The organism is Pseudomonas pichavaramensis (assembly GCF_050473265.1).
Classification (GTDB): Bacteria; Pseudomonadota; Gammaproteobacteria; order Pseudomonadales; family Pseudomonadaceae; genus Aquipseudomonas.
On record NZ_JBJKFJ010000008.1, the window covers coordinates 200,782 to 218,808 of the forward strand.

An 18,027-nucleotide genomic window follows, 5' to 3' on the forward strand; every position below is an offset into this window, starting at 1 on the left:
CTTGTCGGTTATGTGAACGCAAGGAAGACGCGGCCATCACTTCAGTGAGCAAAACGGTTGTGGCGACTCTATGGAGGCAAAAGCCGCGTAATGCACGGCTTTGAAGATGGCAGATCCATGCAAACTCGGATCGTGGAGCGAAGGATTATGAGTTGCCTAGAAATACCTCAAACCCAGTAAAACCGTAAGCAGCTTAGGGTAAGTGAAACAAGCTGAAAGCAGCGCCGTTACTGGGCTGTAGCGTAGTTTTGCGAAATCCGTAAAAGCTAGGCATCGTACCGTTAGTGTACCGAATTTTGTACCTTTCAGTAGAAGTCTTCATCCTCATAGTCGTAATCATAGCTTGACGCTCGGCCAAGCCCGTCAAACGAATCTTGCTTTGCGAGCATGTTTACTAGCGCTATAAGGTCTTTGCGTTGCCTCGGTGGTCGGGCTTCAATCATTAGCATCAGTGTTTCTTTGTAGTTAGAAATGTTACCTTTTTTTGCATATATTTCATCAATTAAAAACTGAATATCATGATTGAATGAGTATAGGTATAGTGGTCCTTTCCACCACTCTTTTCCGATCACGCTCGTTATATCGATGCTTCTGTTTCTCTCGATTTCTTTTGCTGCCAAAAGCTCTTGATAGCGAAGGTGCTCAAAGCCGTAGTTTTCACTACCTGGTTGTTTTATGAGGATGTTGCAAGAGAAGATTAGGTCGTCAATTGCGCTTGCTATTTTAGAAGGTGGATATCTGTTTTCAAAATCGGAAATAAGAAGTTTGTTTATTTCTGGGATGGATGTTTCCCTGATTTCGTTCCTGTGGAAGCGGTATCCTAGTTTTATGCAGCAAGTTTCTAAGAAGCTTTTTTCGTTTTTTGTTCGAATGATCCCTTTGTGATGGTCGTACAATCCACATAGAAGTTCGATTTTTCTCCAGTATAGCTCCGGCTCATTTTCTGGTATGGGTACGTCGCTGGTGTGAAGACTACAGATGATGGTCGCGAGTAGTGGGTTTTTTGCGACGTCATATAGCCCCTTGTTCTCTATTATCTCTAGTAGAGAACCTGCCTGTTCATCATCACCAATCCATCCGTAAATGAAATTTGCTAGTTGTTTTTTTGTAAATGGAAGAAGAGTGATTCCTAGGAACTCGACTTCTCTTATGTACTTAACGCAGTTCCTTGATGAAGTAATCACTTGGGCGTGAGATACATAAGATGGAAGATCGGATAACGCTTGTATGATCCATGGGGCGTGAGTGCTTGCTTCATCTAAGGCGTCGACTATTACGGTGCACTTTTTTGACGTTTGCAGTGCGTGTATTAGTGATTTTCTATTTTCTGTCGATGCCTCTACGTTTCTATATGAAAGAAATGCATTGAGTAGAGACTCAAATGGTTTTTCTTCTGAGATTAAATTGGATCTGGAGTTCTGGTCCATTTCACCAATTTTTTTTGTTATCCTGTTTAGTGGAAGAAAAAGCGTTATTTGCCCGTTTTGTCGATTTTGATATAGCTTGTCTGCATACATATGCAGGGTTGTTGTTTTTCCTGCGCCAGCTTCGCCGTATATGGCAATATTGCAGCCCGAGTCAAAAATAGAGTGTGCGGATATATCAAGCACATTTTTATTTTTTGATCCTTGGGCTATGCTGAAAAGTACGGCGCTTTGGTTGTGATTTGTTGCTACATCTATTGCTCGAAGAAGGGAGTTTATTTCGTCAAGTATTGTTTTGGTTTCGCTGCATGTTAGTGAGTGCGCGTTCAGTTTTTGAATGTAGTTTTCAGCGCGGCGGATTTTAGAATTTATTCTTTTTGTAAATGAGATGGGATCAATTTTTGCCATAATGATAGGTGGTGGAATTATCTTTTTGAGGATGAGCAGTCGCTCGTTTTCTGATCTCAAAACTTCATTTCTAGTATTGTAAAGAAATTGCAGCGTTTCGTGCGCTGCTTTGGGTATGCCTGTCCGAGTTGGGCACTCAATCTCTGTGTTGCTTCCTGCCTGATCCTTGAAGTTCTCTAGCAAAGAAAGGGTGAGTGCTACATCGGGGAAGATGCTACCTTTTGATCCTGTTGTTTCTTTTAATTCAGAATAGTAGTTGATTCTTTCGGAGAGAGTTGAGGTTATTTTCTGCTTTCCACTTGCTATGGCGATCTGTAAGTCATTTGATTGCTTTATTAGCTTGGTGTTTGATGCGCTATTATGGGCGCTTAGATCGGCTTTGTACTTTTCTTCAATTTCGATGATTGAGCTAGTTATTATGCCGGTGTCCCCATGGTCTTGCAGGGCGGAGTTGAGTTTTTTAAGTTCATCCCATTCGTTTTTTGAGTAAGGTGGATGTTTTTCAATTTTGTACTCAATCTCGCCTCCAAATACTACGCAGCTATCCACCTCTCCAACGAAGAAGTTAAGGTCGTTGTAGTACTCTGTGTATTTTTTTTGCTCTGTAATATGTAGTGCGTTGTTTAATTCTATGTTGAAGATTTCTTCAAGGGCAGGGCTTATTGCTAATTCGGTGTCAGGGATTATGTCTCTGGAAAATGAAGGCCAGTGCTTTGTTATGCTGTCAGCTAGGTATTCTCCATCGAGAACTTCGATGTTTGGAAGGGAGAGGGTCTCAAACTGTTCCTCAAGGTGCCTGCTGTCAACTTGGTAAGGTGTTACAAAATAAACTTTGTTAGGTCTGCGTTTGCTGCCGTCTGATAATGTAATTGGTTTTTTGATGCAAAGATTAAGCTGGTAGATATATTCAGAGAAGCTTTCTCGGCTTGCCGTGCTTCTTTTTGATTTAAATTTCTTTGACTGGAAAACGTGGATTTCATCTTTTCCCAATGCTGCTGGCATGTGAGCGATAATGTCTTTCCCTTGCTCGTAGACTCCGCCATTGAACTCAATGTTTGTGTATCCAATTTTTCCTAGTAGAGGTATCAGTATGTTTTTGCTGAAGTCATCTTCTGGAAGCTGTTGAATGGAGTCTAATATAATTTGTTTTTGTTGCATGGCTCGTTTTCTACTGGTAAGGGGAGTACTTTGAGACAGGCTCAGATTCTTTGCTGTCCCTTGCGTCTATAAGCTCTGCATCGTTCTGCACTTCGGGAACCGCGAACATCCCCAGAACTGCTGTCCGGCCTTCGGCCCTGTCTTCACTGTGCGAATCACTAGCGCGCTGCCGCATGTCGGGCATTGCCGCTCTGCTGTCGGATCGCTGCGCCGCTTAAGGTTTTGCACATGCTCGCGGTGGGTGGCGAGGGTAGGCGTGCGGCGGCCGGTTTGCAGAGCGTGCAGCATGGCGTCGACCTCGGCCTCGCTGAATACCGGCTGCTGGAATGAATGGATGTAGCGGATAAAGCCTATGCCCTGGGTGACGTTTGCCGGCACTTCGGTCTTGAAGGTGCTGCCGCCGACAAAGGTGACAACCGAGTGCAGGTGCTCGGGACTGACGCCAAGGGTGGCTTCCAGGGCTTTGAGGTGTTTGTAGTTCTGCCGCAGTGGGTTCTGAAATTTGATGCTGCGTTTGGGAAACTTCTGCGTCCACTGCGCCTGTTTCTCGCTGCCGAAGATCCAGCCGCTCATGTTCTTCGTTTCCAGCACGAAGATGCCGTAAGGCGAGAGGAATACGTGGTCGATCTGCGTGGTGCCGTCTGGCGTGTTCAGGGTGACGTTGTGCAGGCGGCGGTAGGTTTGCTTGTCCAACTGCCAATGGGCGAACAGGCGCACCAGCAGTTCACCGATCTGCCCCTTGGCCCAGGGTGATTTGAGCAGGCCGATCAGCAGCGCTGCAGGGATGAACCAGGTCAGCATGCCCCAGACCTGGGCGACTATCGGGCTGTAATCCATTTTCTTCCTTGAGCCGAGCTGCTTGATGGAGAGGCGAGCAGGTGTGCCGAAATCCAGATGCCTGGCACTGAGCCGATAATGGCCAATTGCTTTCGAGTGCTCAAGGGGATCGCGACCATTGTCCTATGGCGCGATGACGCATCAAGGGCTGATGAGCCCGGTGCAGGCGCTCAGCGTGCTATCTGGTAACGGGTGCTGCGCCCGCCACCGGGCAGCCGCTCGATGCAGCCTTTTTCCAGCAGGTCGCTCAGATGGCGGGTCGCGGTGGCTTTGGATACCTTGGCCACGGCTTGGTACTGGGCTGCGCTGATACCGTTTTCGAAACCGCGTTCGCCGCCATCGAGCAGGCGGTTAAGCACTTTGACTTGCTCCGCCGATAGGGTTTGGCTGCGGTGTGCCTGCCAGAAGCGAGCCTTCACCAGCACGCGGTCGATACGAGCGAGGGCCTGCTCCAGGCTCTTGAGTAGTGTCTTGAGAAACCACTGCAGCCAGCTGGTGATATCCAGCCCATCTTTCTGACTGGCTTCGAGGATGTGGTAGTAGCCGGCGCGGTCCTCGAGGATGCTCGCGGACATGGCGTAGAAGCGGATGGCCTGCTGCTCGCCTTGGGCCAGCGCCAGGTCGGTGATGGCGCGCGTAAGGCGGCCGTTGCCGTCATCGAACGGGTGCAGGGTCACGAACCAGAAATGGGCTATGCCGGCGCGCAGAAAGGGATCGAGGCTGGCATCGCTGCGGCTGCTCTCGAACCAGGCGAGAAAGTCCGCCAATTGCGCTTCCAGCCCTGCGCGGGGAGGGGCCTCGAAATGTACGGTAGGGCGGTCGATGCGACCGGAAACGACCTGCATCGGCTCTTCGCCGCGCAGTTTGCCGATGTGTAGCGGTCGAGCCAGCAGTTGGTCATCGGTGGGGAATAGCCAACGGTGCCAGGTGAAAAGTCGCTGTTCGTCTAGCGGTTGTTGATGCAGGTAGGTGGCATCGAGCAGCAGTTCCGCGAGGCCTTCGGAGCGTGAGGTGGTGCGACCTTCTTCGCTAAGCCCCAAGCGCCGCGCCAGTGATGAACGCACCGAACCGACATTCAGTTGCTCACCCTCGATGGCAGAAGAGGTGACGATGTTCTGCAGCATGGCATCCAGGCTGCTCTGCACTTCAGTGTCACTGCCCACCGCGCCGAGCATGCCTAATAAACGTCCCTGAGCCTGACCGCAAGCGCGCAGTAGCGGGGCAAGCGCTTCGCCTTGCCAACTGAACTGTGGCCAGTCGGGCCGCTGCCAGATCCAGAGCAGGTCATTCATGGGATGCATTCATCTATGAGCCGATTAGCGAGCCTATTCGGCTCATTAAGTGAGCCGATAATGCCGGCTATTCGGCTCACTGTCTAATCGTCCCCATGCCGCGCGGCTCCGCGGAGCTTTTATAGTCCTTGGGCGCGTGGACGCTTGGTGGGCGACAGGGCGGCGTCGCAGCGAATTTTTCTCATCGCAGAAACACAAAAGCCGCGCAATGCGCGGCTTTGAAGGTGGTGGGCCCACACGGACTCGAACCGTGGACCAAAGGATTATGAGTTAGCTGCGACAGCTATTTGCTCACCTATCCCTGTCTGTATTTAAGTCTACAATTCTATATAAATCAACGAGTTGTGCCTATGCTTGTCTATAGTGGTCGTTGTGTGTCTATGGCTGTGCCGCTTACACTTGTGCTTACACGACTTCTTGACGTGTAAAAACAGGTGCGCCCGGCGAGTGCTACCAACACTCCCGGGCGCTTGGTCAGTTCCTTGTATGAGAAGGCACCAACATGAACATGATAACCACAGCGCCCGCTGTACGACAGAACGTCTGCGAGGTGCGCCATGCCAACAGTTAAGAAGCTCACGAAGCAAGTCGTCGATGCTCTGCCATTGCCTGAGGCGGGGCAGGCGTTCTACTGGTGCAGCGTCACTCCCGGCTTTGCCGTGCGAGTCACTGCCAGCGGTGCGAAAAGTTACATCGTGCAGGGGCGCGTCAAAGGCACGGGTAAAGAGAGCCGCTACACCATCGGCCCATGCAATCTACTGGGCACTGATGAGGCACGAAAGCGCGCCTTGTCGCGTCTGTTAGAAATGCACGACGGGAAAAACCCACAAGCTGAAAAGAAGAAGCGGCAAGCACAAGGCGTAACGCTCCGCGACGTGATGCTGGACTACATCGAAAACAAGCGCACGAAGCATGGCCCACTTCGCCCTGCCAGCAAAGACGATATTCAGAAGTGCGTAGAAAAGCAGTTTGCTGACTGGGCTGATAAACCTGTGGTCAGCATTACCCGCGAAGCATGCGTGAAACGCTTCCGCGAATTATCAGCCACCGGCCCAATCTCCGCTAATCAGGCGTTCCGAAATCTTCGCGCCTTACTCAATTGGGCGCGTGAAACGAATGTTGCTGCTGACGGCACTTATCCGATCTTGCCAATCAATCCAGTGGTGCAGGCATTCAAAAGTGTGCAGTGGAATAAAGAGGCTGCGCGTGATGAATTTATTCCGCTGAATAAAGTTGGCGCTGTCTGGAATTTATTAACGGATCGTACCGACACAGAGCGTTACCACATTGCCGACGCTGCTGCATCGCATCTTGTGATGTTCCTTATTTTGACAGGTGCGAGAATAGGCGAAGGTTCAGCGTTGCGCTGGTCGCAAGTCAACCTTGATGACGAAGTGCCTAATTTCACTTTCGAGGAAACAAAAAATCACAACACTGTCACGATCCCAATGAGCACCGCATTGCATGCGATTTTGTCGGCACGCCATGCAGCACGGCGAAAGGGTGAAGAATACGTTTTCCCTTCACGCTCTGGCACAAAAGTCCCGCATATGCAGGATGCGCGAGGCACTATGCGCATGGTCAGCGAGGTTGCAGGAATGCACCTGCATAATCACGACTTGCGCCGCACTTTCATTGCAATAGCGCTAGAGTGTGGTGTGGAAATGTGGAAGGCAGAGATATTGACTAATCATTTGCCGCAATCCATTACGCTGAAGCATTACACCTCGACGCGGGACTTGCGCTATTTGCTGCCGGAAGTGCAGCGCATTGCGGACTGGATAAATAATCAAGCTGCGATGAACAACTGTTAGCGAAAGCCAACAAGCGCTCATTATCTAGCATTTTTATTTGCGGTTAGTTATAGTTATTTACACACAAGCCTAGGGAGCGCAATGCTCCCTGGCTAAGTGCCTCAGCGGTACTTAGCACGCCGAATTTTCGTCTACCTTGGCAGCGCGACCAGACGAGCAAGCAAGCCTTGCCGTTGCGCGCAAAAAATTCCCCGCACGGTAAGGCAAGTCGATGAGGACTTGTCATGACCACTGCAACCGCTTCTCTAAAGCCTAACGACTATCTCAAGCGCCGCGACGCTGCTGAGTATCTCGGTGTCTCGTTCAATACGCTCACTTGCTGGGCGAGCGAGAAGAAAGGCCCACCGTTCTACAAGCCGGGAAAGCACTGCCTTTACAAGGTGGCCGAGCTTGATGCCTTCCGCGAATCTCGCCGCGTCGCATTCGAACACGTTCCACTCTAAACAATGTTCAGTAACTTGCACGCCCAAGCGCTGCAAGCGTTTCGCTGCGCCCGCCCCGCGCCGAGTAAAGCACCTGTAAGCCAATCAAGAAAAAAGCCGTCGGGTCAGGACGGCTTTGGAGAGGAACAACATGCACAGCACGCATAGCGTAGGACAGGCCAATTCTGGCGGCTCGGATAATTTGCGATGCCAGTTTGATAACGATGATGCCGACAGGTACATCATGCAATGCGCCTTTGACGCAGGGCTCGATCCGCATGAGACCGTGCGCAACGTGCGCGCAGCACAGGCAGCACAGGCAGCACAGGCAGCACAGGCAGCACAGCGCGCGAGCCAAGGGGGTAGCACTGGCGCGGTGCCGATCACGACCCCAGCCGCCGCGCAGCCGCCCGCGCTCGCAATGCCTTCCCCTGCTTTTGGGTGGCCTCCTGGTGTCGCAGGGCAGATCGCTCAGTTTATCTACCAAGCGGCCCCGCGCCCTGTGCCGGAGGTTGCTGTGGTGTCTGCACTAGGCCTGTTGGCGGGCATCTGCGGGCGTCGCTGGGTCACGGGAACGGAATCAGGACTCAACCTCTACATCATGCTTGTTGCGCGTAGTGCAATCGGCAAGGAGGCAATGCACAAGGGTATCGGGACTCTTATACGAGCGATTTCCGCGAAACTTCCCGCCGCAGGCAATTACGTTTCTTTCGACAACTTCGCGTCTGGCCCGGCGCTGCTGAAATACGTCGCCATGAATCAATGCTTCGTGAATGTGGTGGGTGAGTTTGGCAAGAAGTTCGAAAAAATGGCGTCTGACAAGGATGGGCCATATTCAACCTTGCGCACTGTCATGACGAACCTTTATCAAAAGTCTGGCCCGAATTCGATTGCAGGGGGTATCGGGTACAGCAACAAAGAGAACAACGCCTCCATCAATACAGACGTGGCATATAGCGTGTTAGGCGAGACGACACCGGGCACCTTTTTTGACTCGATTACGCCGAGCATGATGGCGGACGGATTTATGTCTCGATTCACTGTTGTTGAATACGACGGTGAGCGTCCACCGAGGAATCCGTATCAGATAACCACGCCTAGCAGCGACCTTGTGGATGCGCTCTCAACGCTGGTAGGGCTGGCGTTCGATTGGGATGTGAAGAATCAGTACCTGTGCGTCCCGCTTACCCCGGATGCACAGCGCCTCTACGACGAGCTAGAGGACGAGTGCGACGCAGAAATTAATGCCACCAAAGACGAGTCGCGCCGTCAACTTTGGAACCGCGCGGGCCTGAAGGTATTGCGCATCTCCTGCCTGCTGGCAGCAGCCGATAATCCAACTCACCCTTGTGTCACTGAGACTCATATCAATTGGGCGCTTGGACTTGTGCGACGAGACATTGAGTTATTCCGCAAGCGCCTCGACAGCGGCGATATTGGCACGGACGACCACGCACGCGAGCAGAAGGTCTTGGATTTATGTCGCCGCTTCTTGGTGCAGGAGAAGGTCTCCGAGCGCTACCAAAAGTCCTTCGAGAGCATGCGCCTCAATTCGATTGTCCCTCTCGCGTACCTCCAGCCTATGACGCAGAAACTCGCTCCATTTGCAGGCCATAAACTTGGAGCCACCTACGCGCTTGAGGCCACTCTGAGGAGCCTCGTGTCTAGTGGCAGGCTTGCGGAAGTGGATCGGGCGAAAGTCGGTACAGGGTACAGCTACCACGGGAAGGCATACCAAGTGATTCAATTCGACTTTTCGAAGCAGCGGGAAGAAGCAGTGGAAGCGCTGAAGTTATGGAAGGACTAGATGGCCACACTGCTAGCGTGCAAGCGCACAAATAGTGCCCGGGCTACTAACGCCCCAAACCCTTGCACAGCAACGTATTTACATAGAAAAAGTAGTTGTTGTTAGTGTGTTAGTGGAGGGTGTGTATGTGTAAAGGCTGGCTGGGTATTCAGCGACCCCTGCACCCTGACTAACGCACTAGCCGCACTATTTCACTAACGAGTTACAAGTTCCTGCATGCACGCAAGTCCGCCACCGCGCGGGTTTGGCGTATTGCAGCGCGCAAAATGCTGAACGACTAACAGCTAAAACCCTGTTCTTTGTTTGTTCTGGAGCTGTAAGGAATTGCTTTAAATAAATATTCCTTGCGGACCTCTCGGATCACTTCCCAGCATGTAAGCAATGCGTACCAGTTACGCGCCTTTTATCAAGGAGTTTGCACATGCCGACAGAAATTGATTCACGGGTTACGCCCACACTTCACGCCGAAACGCTGAAAGCCTTGGACGGATTTGATGATTCGACAATGCCCTATATCGCCCCGGCCATCGAAGCGCTGGACGATGCTTATCAGACCATCGGGAAACTTCACGACGGGCGCGACGCGGCGAAGAAGAACCAAGCCTGGACGGAGGGGCAGCAAGTGCTGGCCGTATCCGAGACAGCAAACCGCCATCAACAGCGCCTGCTGAAAAAGTTTGATGGGCTGGTCTCCACGATGGACAAGCAGATTGCCAAGTTCGAGGAAGAACTGAGCCAGCCTCTTGAGTCACGCGCCTCTGTGGGTATCGCGGGCGAGGTGCGCAAGTTCGTCAAGGACATGCCCACCGAGGAACGCCACAAGTTCTTGCAGCAGGCAATTGATGAGGGCGATGCCGTTTCAGTTTCGGCTTGCCTCGGAGCACCGGCATATCTGTCTGGCCTCGATTCGAACATGGCTCGCGTTTATACCCGCATGTGGCACGAGCGGATGAACCCGCAAGCATCGGCACGCCTCAAGGTGATTCGCGGTGCCAAGTCTCACATCGAGAAGGCTGGTGCGCTGGTGGTTGAGCAGGTGGAAAAAGCGATGGGCGCTAAGTGGGCAACGGTGAATGAGCTTCGTCAAGGCAATGACAAAGCACTGGCCGCCCTCAAGTTCGGCGAGTAACGCTGCTGATCCTCTGCAAAAAACAGGAAGCAATCAAATGACTGAAACAGTTCAGCCTGAGTGGTTGCAGGGGTTCACCCCGCAGCCAAACAAGCCGCCCAAGGGCTGGCAACCCGGCCAGTCCGGGAACCCGCTCGGCAGACCCAAGGGCAGCAAGAACCGCAAGACTCAGCTTGCCGAGGAACTGCAAAAGGATGGTTCAGAGCTGGCGCGCGTCATCAAAGAGGCTGCGATTGCTGGTGATACCAGCGCCATGAACCTATGGGCGCAGCGACTTGAACCGCCATTGCGTGCGCGTGCTGCTGCTGTGGAGTTTGAGCTTGACCCTGACAAGCCCCTGCACGAGCAGGCCAATCAGGTACTCGTCGCGGTATCCGAAGGGCGCGTAGATCCCGAAACCGGACGGATGCTTATCGACTGCATCCATTCGGTTGCGGGCATCCGTGCCGTTGATGAATTGGAGGCGCGCTTGCAAGCGCTGGAGGAAAAGAACCAATGAGCTACACGACCCCTTATGCGTGGTTAAAGCCTCGCAGCGCTGCACAGATCGCCCAAGAGAAGCTGGAACTGGAAGGCGATAAGCGTCTGATCGTCACCACATGCTACGAGGCGATTCTTAACAGCGACGAACCATCTGTCCGCTGGCAAGCCGCGCGATTGCTTCAACAAATTGGCCCACTGGAGGATCACTGACATGCGCAACATGCACACCGACCCGCGCGAGAACGCGCCCGTCAGCACGCCCGCAACCCCTGACGAAGTGAAGCTAATTCACCAGCACCGCATTGAGGCACAAGCAGATCGGCAAACCATGTCCGACTTGAACCTGCTTCGCGCGGTCAAGCTGGGCGAGGCGTTGCGCGAGCTGAAGGAGTAACCACATGGCCGACACGCGGGGCATGCTGGCACGGTTGCGCAAGCTGGAGCGCTCGCGCGGTGCGGGTGAAGAAATGCGCGACTGGATCAGCGAGAACTTCGGCGCTGCTGTTGCTGACGGTCGCATGTGCCCCGCTGATGGCCCTGTGGTGCTGCACTGCCTGCTGAATTGGATTAGTGACGGCACCGCGCGCAGTGGGATCGCTGGGGAGGGGCTGCTGCGATGACTCAACTCGCATGGCTTGCAAACTGGCAACCCCAGCCGACAAACCGCCGGAGCGGGCCACAGGTCGAGCCAAAGCCCAAGCCCGCCCCGAACCTCAAAGCAGAAGCCAACCCCTATGGCTTCGTGATTCCCCAGCGCTGGCCACAGGATGGCGGCACGCGACGGGAACCAGTCCTTGACGTTGTTTTCGATCCGCCCCGCGTGGTCAGGCATGTCGGCTGGAAGAAGTGCATGCGTTGCGGGAAGTGGTTCTTTTCGGAAGACGTGGAGCGCTTGCGCATGTGCGACGAGATGAGCGCCACAGGGGTTCTGGGCTGTCGCAGAAAAGATGTTGATTACGACCTGCTCTAGTCCAACGGGAGCCGAGGCATAGCGGCGAGTCCCTCGTAAATCCAACCTCCGCAGCAGCGGGACAGGACAGCTCCTGCCTGTCTGACGCTGCCTTCAACGGGTGCCGCATGGTGCCCGTTGTCGTGAGTGTGCGAGCGTAGCGGGCGGCTGGGGCGACGATCACCACACTGCCGCCGCTAGGGTATGGTGGCAACAGTGCGCGGCCTGTAGCGCCGCGCTAGCGAGTGCTGAACAGGTAAGTCTGAATTATCTGTTCAGGCAGCTGAAATGACCTGCTTTACCCTGAAATTTCACTTTCGCTTTGGTGTTGTGCAAGCTCTGTGTAAGCGCTTTCGGGCTCAGAGGCAGCTTCATTCAGGCGGTGCAGGTTGTCTATCCCTTTGAATGCTTCATGCGTGCGCGTTTTATCAAATAGCCCATTGCCTTTGATGAACGTCATCTGTTTTGCGATGTATTCTTCGAAAATTGGGTCTTTGTCTGTGCAGATGCTATTTCGACCTTCTTGAATTGCAACACGAGCCGTTACACCGCTACCTGCAAAGAAATCGAGAACGGTAGAGCCCGGGTATGACAGCGCTCGAACCAGTCGCTCGATCACGACAGCAGGTTTTTGTGTCGGATGTCCAACGCGTTCAAGTGAGTTGCCGTTTAAGCGAGGCATTCGCCAGACGTTTGTCGGATTGCGGCCTTTTTCGACAGACTCGGGATTGAGCCTTTTGTCCTTCATATAGACCGCTTTTGTTTCCTCGTCATATGGTTCGCGTACGGCATCAAGATCAAAAAAATATTTTTTAGACTTTGCAAACCATGCGATTTCCTCGTGACGGTTTGCAAAAAAGCGCTGAGCGCTCATCCCATTCGGGTAATTCCAGATGATCAGATTGGCGAGCAGCATCTTGCTGTGCTCTCGCATGTAAGAAATGATGGAAAGCAGGTCGCCCGAGCCAGCCTCACCTTGATATTGCAGTCCACCGAAAATAGCGATGCTACCTGTCGGTGCTAGAACGCGCTCAGCCTCAGCTAGCCATTGCTTGGCCCAGGCAATGTAGTCTGCGTGGTCATCCCAGTCGGCGAGTAGAATATTGTACGGAGGGTCGCAGACTATGAGCTGGACAGAGTTGCTCGGGATTTTTGCCAGTATGTCGAGGCAGTCTCCGACATCGAAGATGTGCTTCGTGCTTACGTCGTCACGTATGGAGGTTAATGCCTCAGATGAATGTTTAAGGCCCGATTTTTTCAGCGCGTTCATTGCGCGGTGGCCTGCGTTTCTGTGAGATCTATTTGCCATAGCTCTTTGCTTTCGCTTTTGGTGAATTGAGCAGCATGGCAATTATGCGAGCCGCACTCCGAATTAGTATAGGGCTATTAAGCCCGGTTAATGTCGAGATCGTTGCTGATGATTCTAAGAGAGGTCATTGCAATTTCTAGCATTACCACTGCCATTTCTCCAGCCGCCCAGGGGGCTGCTTTGCAGTACAGCGAAGCGATTTGGAACATTTGATCAAGGCCGCCAACCTTAACGATTATATTCTCACAATAGTTCTGGTTGATTTCACGGCTAAGGCTGCTGGCCGTTATTCGATCGATACGGTTGAGCATGCCAGAGTCGTGTATCACCTTGACCACGCGCCCATCAGGTCGGGTAACCTCAAAGGTTTCGGTGGCAAAATTGGAGCCCTGTAGGAACACGACGTATGGGAAGTGCTTCTCATCAAGCATGTAGTTCCGCAGTTCCAAGACGTTTTTGTGCATGCGTTCGATGGCGTTTCCCGCAGCCATAAAGTCTTGATCTTTGTTTTTTCCCTGTAATACGCCAGCAAGAATTTTTTCGACGTCGTTGCCTTGGTGCTTTGACTCGCCTACCAAGATGACTCGCCAATTGCCATATCGGTCCATGACTTCGGTGATCCCGCCATCTGGGCGGATGCTGGCGCTTTCGACGAACAACGCTTGCCCCAGTCTAGGGTCAAGCCCTCGCAACCTTTCATTGATCTCTTTTTTGCTGAGGGAGCTGCGTTGCCGAAATTCAAGGTTAGGAAATTGCTCGGCCAGCTTGGACAGCACGCCTGCTGTCACTTCGCGTATGGAAAGGTCATGCTTTTGTGCGGCAGCGCCAAAAATACTTAGTGGCCCGCCGCCGAGCTCCTGCTGGATGCCTAGCCGCAGTGCTTGTCCCTTGCCTTTAAACTCTACGTTATCTGCCATCTCGCCCCCCGGCACTGCATGAAACCTCGAAAGATATCATGCAGTGTCGTCGAGCGAAATCTGGCTTGCTCATGCGCAAACCATTTGGAAATGGTGGGCCCAGCAGGACTTGAACCTGCGACCGATCGATTATGAGTCGAGCGCTCTAACCAACTGAGCTATAGGCCCGTGAAAACCTTTGTAGCTTACACCAGCACTTACTCGAAGATCACTGTTGCCATGTAAGTGGCTGATTTAAATTAAGAATCCTTGCTTCGAACGCCCTATTATGAGTCCTCTGCTCTAACCAACTGAGCTATAGGCCCCCAGAAGGCCGGCGGATTATACCGGCGCGTTCTCGTCCGCGCCAACCGCTTGACCGGGCGAGAGAAATTTCCGGGTGAAGGTGTCGGGGCAAAGGGCACAGCTGACCACGTAGCCCTGGATCTGCAGGCAGCCTTCGGCGGCCAGGCATAGCTCTTGTGCCTTGGTTTCCACGCCTTCGGCGATCACCGTCAGCTGCATGCTGTTGCCCAGGGCGATGATGGCGCGGGTAATGGCCAAATCGTGCGGGTCGTCCGGCAGGCCGCGGATGAACGACTGGTCGATCTTCAGCACGTCCAGCGGCAGGCGCTTGAGGTAGCTGAGCGAGGAGTAGCCGGTGCCAAAGTCGTCGATGGCCAGCTGCACGCCAAGCGCTTTGAGGCGGTGGAGGATGTCCAGCGCTTCGCCGGTCTGGTTCATGATGAAACTTTCGGTGATTTCCAGCTGCAGCAATTCCGGTTTCAGATCGTGGCGCTGCAGCAGCTCGCTGATACGCGGCAGCAGGCTCGGCTGGTTCAACTGTGCGCCAGCCAGGTTGACCGAGACGGGGCCAAAGCTGTGGCCGTCGTTCTGCCACTGCTGCAATTGACGACAGGACTCCGCCAGCACCCAGTCGCCCAGTGGCAGGATCAGCCCGCTTTCTTCGGCCACCGGGATGAAACGATCCGGCGGGATATCACCGAACACCGGATGTGGCCAACGTACCAGCGCTTCGGCGCCGACCAGGCTCTGGCTGCGCAGGCAGTATTTGGGTTGATAAAACAGGCGCAGTTCGTTGCGCTCCAGGGCGCGGCGCAGTTCCTGCTCCATGGCCATGCGCTCGTTGACCTGGAAAGTCAGCGAACGGGTGTAGAACTCGCTGCGGTTACGCCCCTTGGCCTTGGACTGGTACATGGCTGCATCGGCGTTCTTGATCAGCGTGGCGACATCGATGCCGTCCTTGGGATAGAGGCTGATGCCGATGCTGGCGCTGATGAAGAACTCGTGATGATCCAGCGCGAAGGGCGCGCTGAAGCATTCGATGAGTTTCTGGGCGACCTGCTCGGCATCCTGCTCCTGATGCAGGCCAGGCAGCAGGATGATGAATTCGTCGCCGCCAAGGCGGGCCACGGTGTCGACATCGCGCAACTGCTGTTTCAGGCGTGCGGCGATGGCTTTGAGCAACTGGTCGCCAACCGGGTGACCGAGGCTGTCGTTGATCTGTTTGAAGCGGTCGAGGTCGAGGAACAACACCGCGCCCAGTTGATCGTCGGCTCGTGAACCATCCAGCGCGCTACGCAGGCGATTCTCGAACAGCAGGCGGTTGGGCAGGCCGGTCAGCGGGTCGTGGTGGGCCTGGTGGTCGAGGCGGGCCTGGGCGTGCTTGAGGCTGGAGATGTCGGCGAAGACGCCCACGAAGTGGGTGATGTGGTTGTCGCTGTTGCGTACGGCGCTGATGGTCAGCCATTCGGGGTAGAGCTCGCCATTCTTGCGCCGATTCCAGATTTCGCCCTGCCAGTGGCCGTGCGCCGCCAGGCTGTGCCACATGGTGGCGTAGAAGGCGTTGTCGTGTTGCCCGGAGGAGAGCAGGCTGGGGCGCTGGCCGAGGGCTTCGGCCTCGCTGTAGCCGGTGATCTGGGTGAAGGCGCGATTGACGGCGGTGATGCGCTGTTCGAGGTCGGTGATCAGCACGCCTTCGGCGGTGCTCTCGAACACGGTGGCGGCCTGCTGCAGTTCCGCCTGCATCTGCTGGCGCTCGGTGATGTCGCGAGCAATGGTCAGCAGGCATTCGTCGCCGCCGATGGGTAACGGTTGCGCGGAGAGTTCGCAGATGCGCAACTGGCCGCTCTTGTTGCGTACCGGGGCGATCATCTCGCGCACGCTACCTTGCTCGCGGACTTGTCGTATGAGGCGCTGCCGATCCTGCGGGTCGTCCCATATTCCCAGGCTCAGCGTGCTGTGCTGGCCGATCTCGTCGAGGCTGTAGCCGGTGATGTGGCTGAAGCCTTCGTTGGCCTCGACCAGCAGGCCATCACGCAGACGCGTGATCAACAGGCCATCGGGCGAGGCATGAAAGGCCTTGGCGAACTTTTCCTCGGATATTTGCAACTGCTGCTGGGTGCGTTTGAGCTGGCTGATGTCGCGCACCACGACTACCAGTGCCGGGGTGTTGTCGAGGATGAAGGTGCTGGCTGAGATGAGCCCGGTGAACAGGCTGCCGTCGGCCCGGCGGAAGGGCATTTCCAGGTTGCGTATGCTCTCTTCCTGCAAGCGCAGCAGCAGGCTCGGGCCAATCCCCGGTGTGCCCCAGAGGTCGAGTTCGGTCGCTGTCTTGCCGATGGCCTGTTCGATGCTGATGCCGGTTAGCTCGGCGAACGCGGTGTTGACCTCCAGCAGCACGCCGTCGATACGACGGGCGATGATGAGGATGTCCGGGCACTGTTGGAACACCGAGGCGAATTTTTGCTCGGACAGACGCAGGGCCTGTTCGGTCTGCTTGGCGTCGCTGATGTCGACCATCAGGCCGCGTACCACCTGGCGGTCGTCACGCTGCAGCAGGGTGACGATGTCGCGTACCCAGACCGTGCGGCCATCCGCTGCCAGCAGCCGATACTCCAGGGCGTGGTCCTGGCCGGCGGCGCAATGCTCAAGGCAGCTGCGCAGGGCGCGCTGATGATCATCGGGGTGCAGATGGCGTTGCCAGAAGCCGGGTTCGAGCCACGCCTGCAGCGGGTAGCCGAGCAGTTTTTCGGCGTGGGGCGACACGTAGGTGTAGTTCAGCCCGTTGGACTCGGTTTCCCAGGTGATGGCCGAGAGGCTTTCGACCATGTCGCGAAAGTGCTGCTCACTGCTGCGCAGTTCCTGCTCCAGCGCTTCGCGGTTGCGCATCTCGTGCTTCAGGCGGTGATTGATGCGCAGGATGAAGGCAATGACGGCCAGGAGCACCAGCAGGGCGGGCAGCCCGTAGAGCAGCGCCTGATGCCAGACTGCCCGCCTGTCCAGCACGCCACCTACCCAGGGTTCCTGCAGGGCCTCGATTTCATCGCTGCTGAGATCTGCGAAGAGTTTGTCGAGAATGGCGATCAGCGTGGGTTGCCCGCGCGGCGCCGCCATGGCCAGTTGGTAGCGGTAGGGCGTCTCGCCGCTGATGTACAGACCGTCCAGCTTGAGTTGGCGCAGGCTCCAGACACTGGAGGCGAGGTCGCCAACCATGGCGTCGGCCTGGTTCGTGGCCAGGGCCTGCAGGGCAGCGGCAACGCTGGGCAGGGGCAGAAGGTTGAGGTCGGGGTGGCGCTGACGCAGCAGTTCATGTGGGGCGTAGTTGCTGACGACGGCGGCTTTCAGGCCATACAGATCGTCGAGTTGCTCCGGCTGCGGGCCGCCGCTACGCGCCAGGATGACAATGGGGAAGTCCAGATACGGGCGGGTGAAGGTGAGATATTCCTGGCGCTCAGGTGTGGACATGACGCCGGGAAGCAGATCGATCTGGCCGCTGCGTGCCTGTTCCAGCACTGCACTCCAGTTGCTGGCTTGCACGGGTTCTATCCGTACGCCGAGGCGATCCTCGATGAGGCGGACGTAGTCGGCAGTGAGTCCTTGATAGTGGCCTTGCTCATCGCGGAACTCGAAAGGAGGCCAGGATGCATCGACGCCCAGGCGCAGCTCGGGATGGGCCGCCAGCCAGGTGCGCTCTTCCTCGTCGAGTGTCAGGGCCAGAGCCGGGGTCATCCAGTACGCCAGGCACAACAGCAGAATGGCCGGCAAGCGGGGCATAACGGCCTCGTTTCGAGATCAG

The 18,027-nt window shown here is 55.0% G+C and carries 15 protein-coding genes and 1 tRNA gene; 9 read left to right on the forward strand and 7 right to left on the reverse strand.

The genetic code is table 11. The annotated features are described in order from the left end of the window. Positions 1-305: 305 nt before the first annotated feature. The 3 genes from ACJRW5_RS15105 to ACJRW5_RS15115 form a co-directional block, all read right to left on the reverse strand. Positions 306-2,990 carry an NACHT domain-containing protein gene (locus ACJRW5_RS15105; protein WP_484571322.1) on the reverse strand — a complete coding sequence of 895 codons (2,685 nt, stop codon included), beginning with the start codon at positions 2,988-2,990 and terminating at the stop codon, positions 306-308. Positions 2,991-3,056: 66 nt separating this feature from the next. Next, positions 3,057-3,827, reverse strand: a complete 771-nt coding sequence (locus ACJRW5_RS15110; protein ID WP_484571323.1) for a nuclease-related domain-containing protein — start codon at positions 3,825-3,827, stop codon at positions 3,057-3,059. 170 nt (positions 3,828-3,997) lie between these two features. Continuing rightward, the gene (locus ACJRW5_RS15115; protein WP_484571324.1) at positions 3,998-5,119 is read right to left on the reverse strand and encodes a Fic family protein; all 1,122 of its coding nucleotides are present in this window, start codon (positions 5,117-5,119) and stop codon (positions 3,998-4,000) included. A 557-nt stretch (positions 5,120-5,676) separates the two neighbouring features. Here ACJRW5_RS15115 and ACJRW5_RS15120 point away from each other — a divergent pair. The 9 genes from ACJRW5_RS15120 (at position 5,677) to ACJRW5_RS15160 (ending at position 11,744) form a co-directional block, all read left to right on the forward strand. Then, positions 5,677-6,933 carry a tyrosine-type recombinase/integrase gene (locus tag ACJRW5_RS15120; protein ID WP_484571325.1) on the forward strand — a complete coding sequence of 419 codons (1,257 nt, stop codon included), beginning with the start codon at positions 5,677-5,679 and terminating at the stop codon, positions 6,931-6,933. Between the two features lie 224 nt (positions 6,934-7,157). Further along, positions 7,158-7,376: a helix-turn-helix domain-containing protein gene (locus tag ACJRW5_RS15125; protein WP_320525060.1), complete on the forward strand. Its 219-nt coding sequence runs from the start codon at positions 7,158-7,160 to the stop codon at positions 7,374-7,376. A 130-nt stretch (positions 7,377-7,506) separates the two neighbouring features. Then, positions 7,507-9,162 carry a DUF3987 domain-containing protein gene (locus ACJRW5_RS15130; RefSeq protein WP_484571326.1) on the forward strand — a complete coding sequence of 552 codons (1,656 nt, stop codon included), beginning with the start codon at positions 7,507-7,509 and terminating at the stop codon, positions 9,160-9,162. A gap of 421 nt (positions 9,163-9,583) precedes the next feature. After that, positions 9,584-10,291 (forward strand): hypothetical protein, encoded by a 708-nt coding sequence (locus ACJRW5_RS15135; protein ID WP_484571327.1) that lies wholly within the window; start codon positions 9,584-9,586, stop codon positions 10,289-10,291. Between the two features lie 37 nt (positions 10,292-10,328). After that, positions 10,329-10,790, forward strand: a complete 462-nt coding sequence (locus ACJRW5_RS15140) for a DUF5681 domain-containing protein (protein WP_484571328.1) — start codon at positions 10,329-10,331, stop codon at positions 10,788-10,790. Continuing rightward, a complete protein-coding gene (locus tag ACJRW5_RS15145) occupies positions 10,787-10,984 on the forward strand; it encodes a hypothetical protein (protein WP_484571329.1) in 198 nt (65 codons plus the stop codon). The genes ACJRW5_RS15140 and ACJRW5_RS15145 overlap by 4 nt, the downstream gene beginning before the upstream one ends. Position 10,985: 1 nt before the next feature. Then, positions 10,986-11,168, forward strand: coding sequence for a hypothetical protein (locus ACJRW5_RS15150; protein ID WP_003085024.1), 183 nt, complete (start codon positions 10,986-10,988; stop codon positions 11,166-11,168). 4 nt (positions 11,169-11,172) lie between these two features. Then, entirely contained in the window at positions 11,173-11,394 is a 222-nt protein-coding gene (locus ACJRW5_RS15155) for a hypothetical protein (RefSeq protein WP_003290952.1), read from the forward strand. After that, positions 11,391-11,744, forward strand: a complete 354-nt coding sequence (locus ACJRW5_RS15160; RefSeq protein WP_484571330.1) for a hypothetical protein — start codon at positions 11,391-11,393, stop codon at positions 11,742-11,744. Before ACJRW5_RS15155 ends, ACJRW5_RS15160 begins: the two co-directional genes overlap by 4 nt. A 277-nt stretch (positions 11,745-12,021) precedes the next feature. On the opposite strand, the gene ACJRW5_RS15165 is transcribed toward ACJRW5_RS15160, so the two are convergent. From ACJRW5_RS15165 to ACJRW5_RS15180, 4 genes are all read right to left on the reverse strand, one after another. Beyond that, on the reverse strand, positions 12,022-12,993 hold the full coding sequence (locus tag ACJRW5_RS15165) for a DNA-methyltransferase (protein WP_484571331.1): 972 nt from the start codon (positions 12,991-12,993) through the stop codon (positions 12,022-12,024). A 116-nt stretch (positions 12,994-13,109) separates the two neighbouring features. Continuing rightward, on the reverse strand, positions 13,110-13,949 hold the full coding sequence (locus ACJRW5_RS15170) for an EcoRI family type II restriction endonuclease (protein ID WP_484571332.1): 840 nt from the start codon (positions 13,947-13,949) through the stop codon (positions 13,110-13,112). Between the two features lie 91 nt (positions 13,950-14,040). Next, positions 14,041-14,117, reverse strand: a tRNA-Ile gene (locus ACJRW5_RS15175). A gap of 153 nt (positions 14,118-14,270) precedes the next feature. After that, positions 14,271-18,005 (reverse strand): EAL domain-containing protein, encoded by a 3,735-nt coding sequence (locus ACJRW5_RS15180; protein ID WP_484571333.1) that lies wholly within the window; start codon positions 18,003-18,005, stop codon positions 14,271-14,273. Positions 18,006-18,027 lie beyond the last annotated feature (22 nt).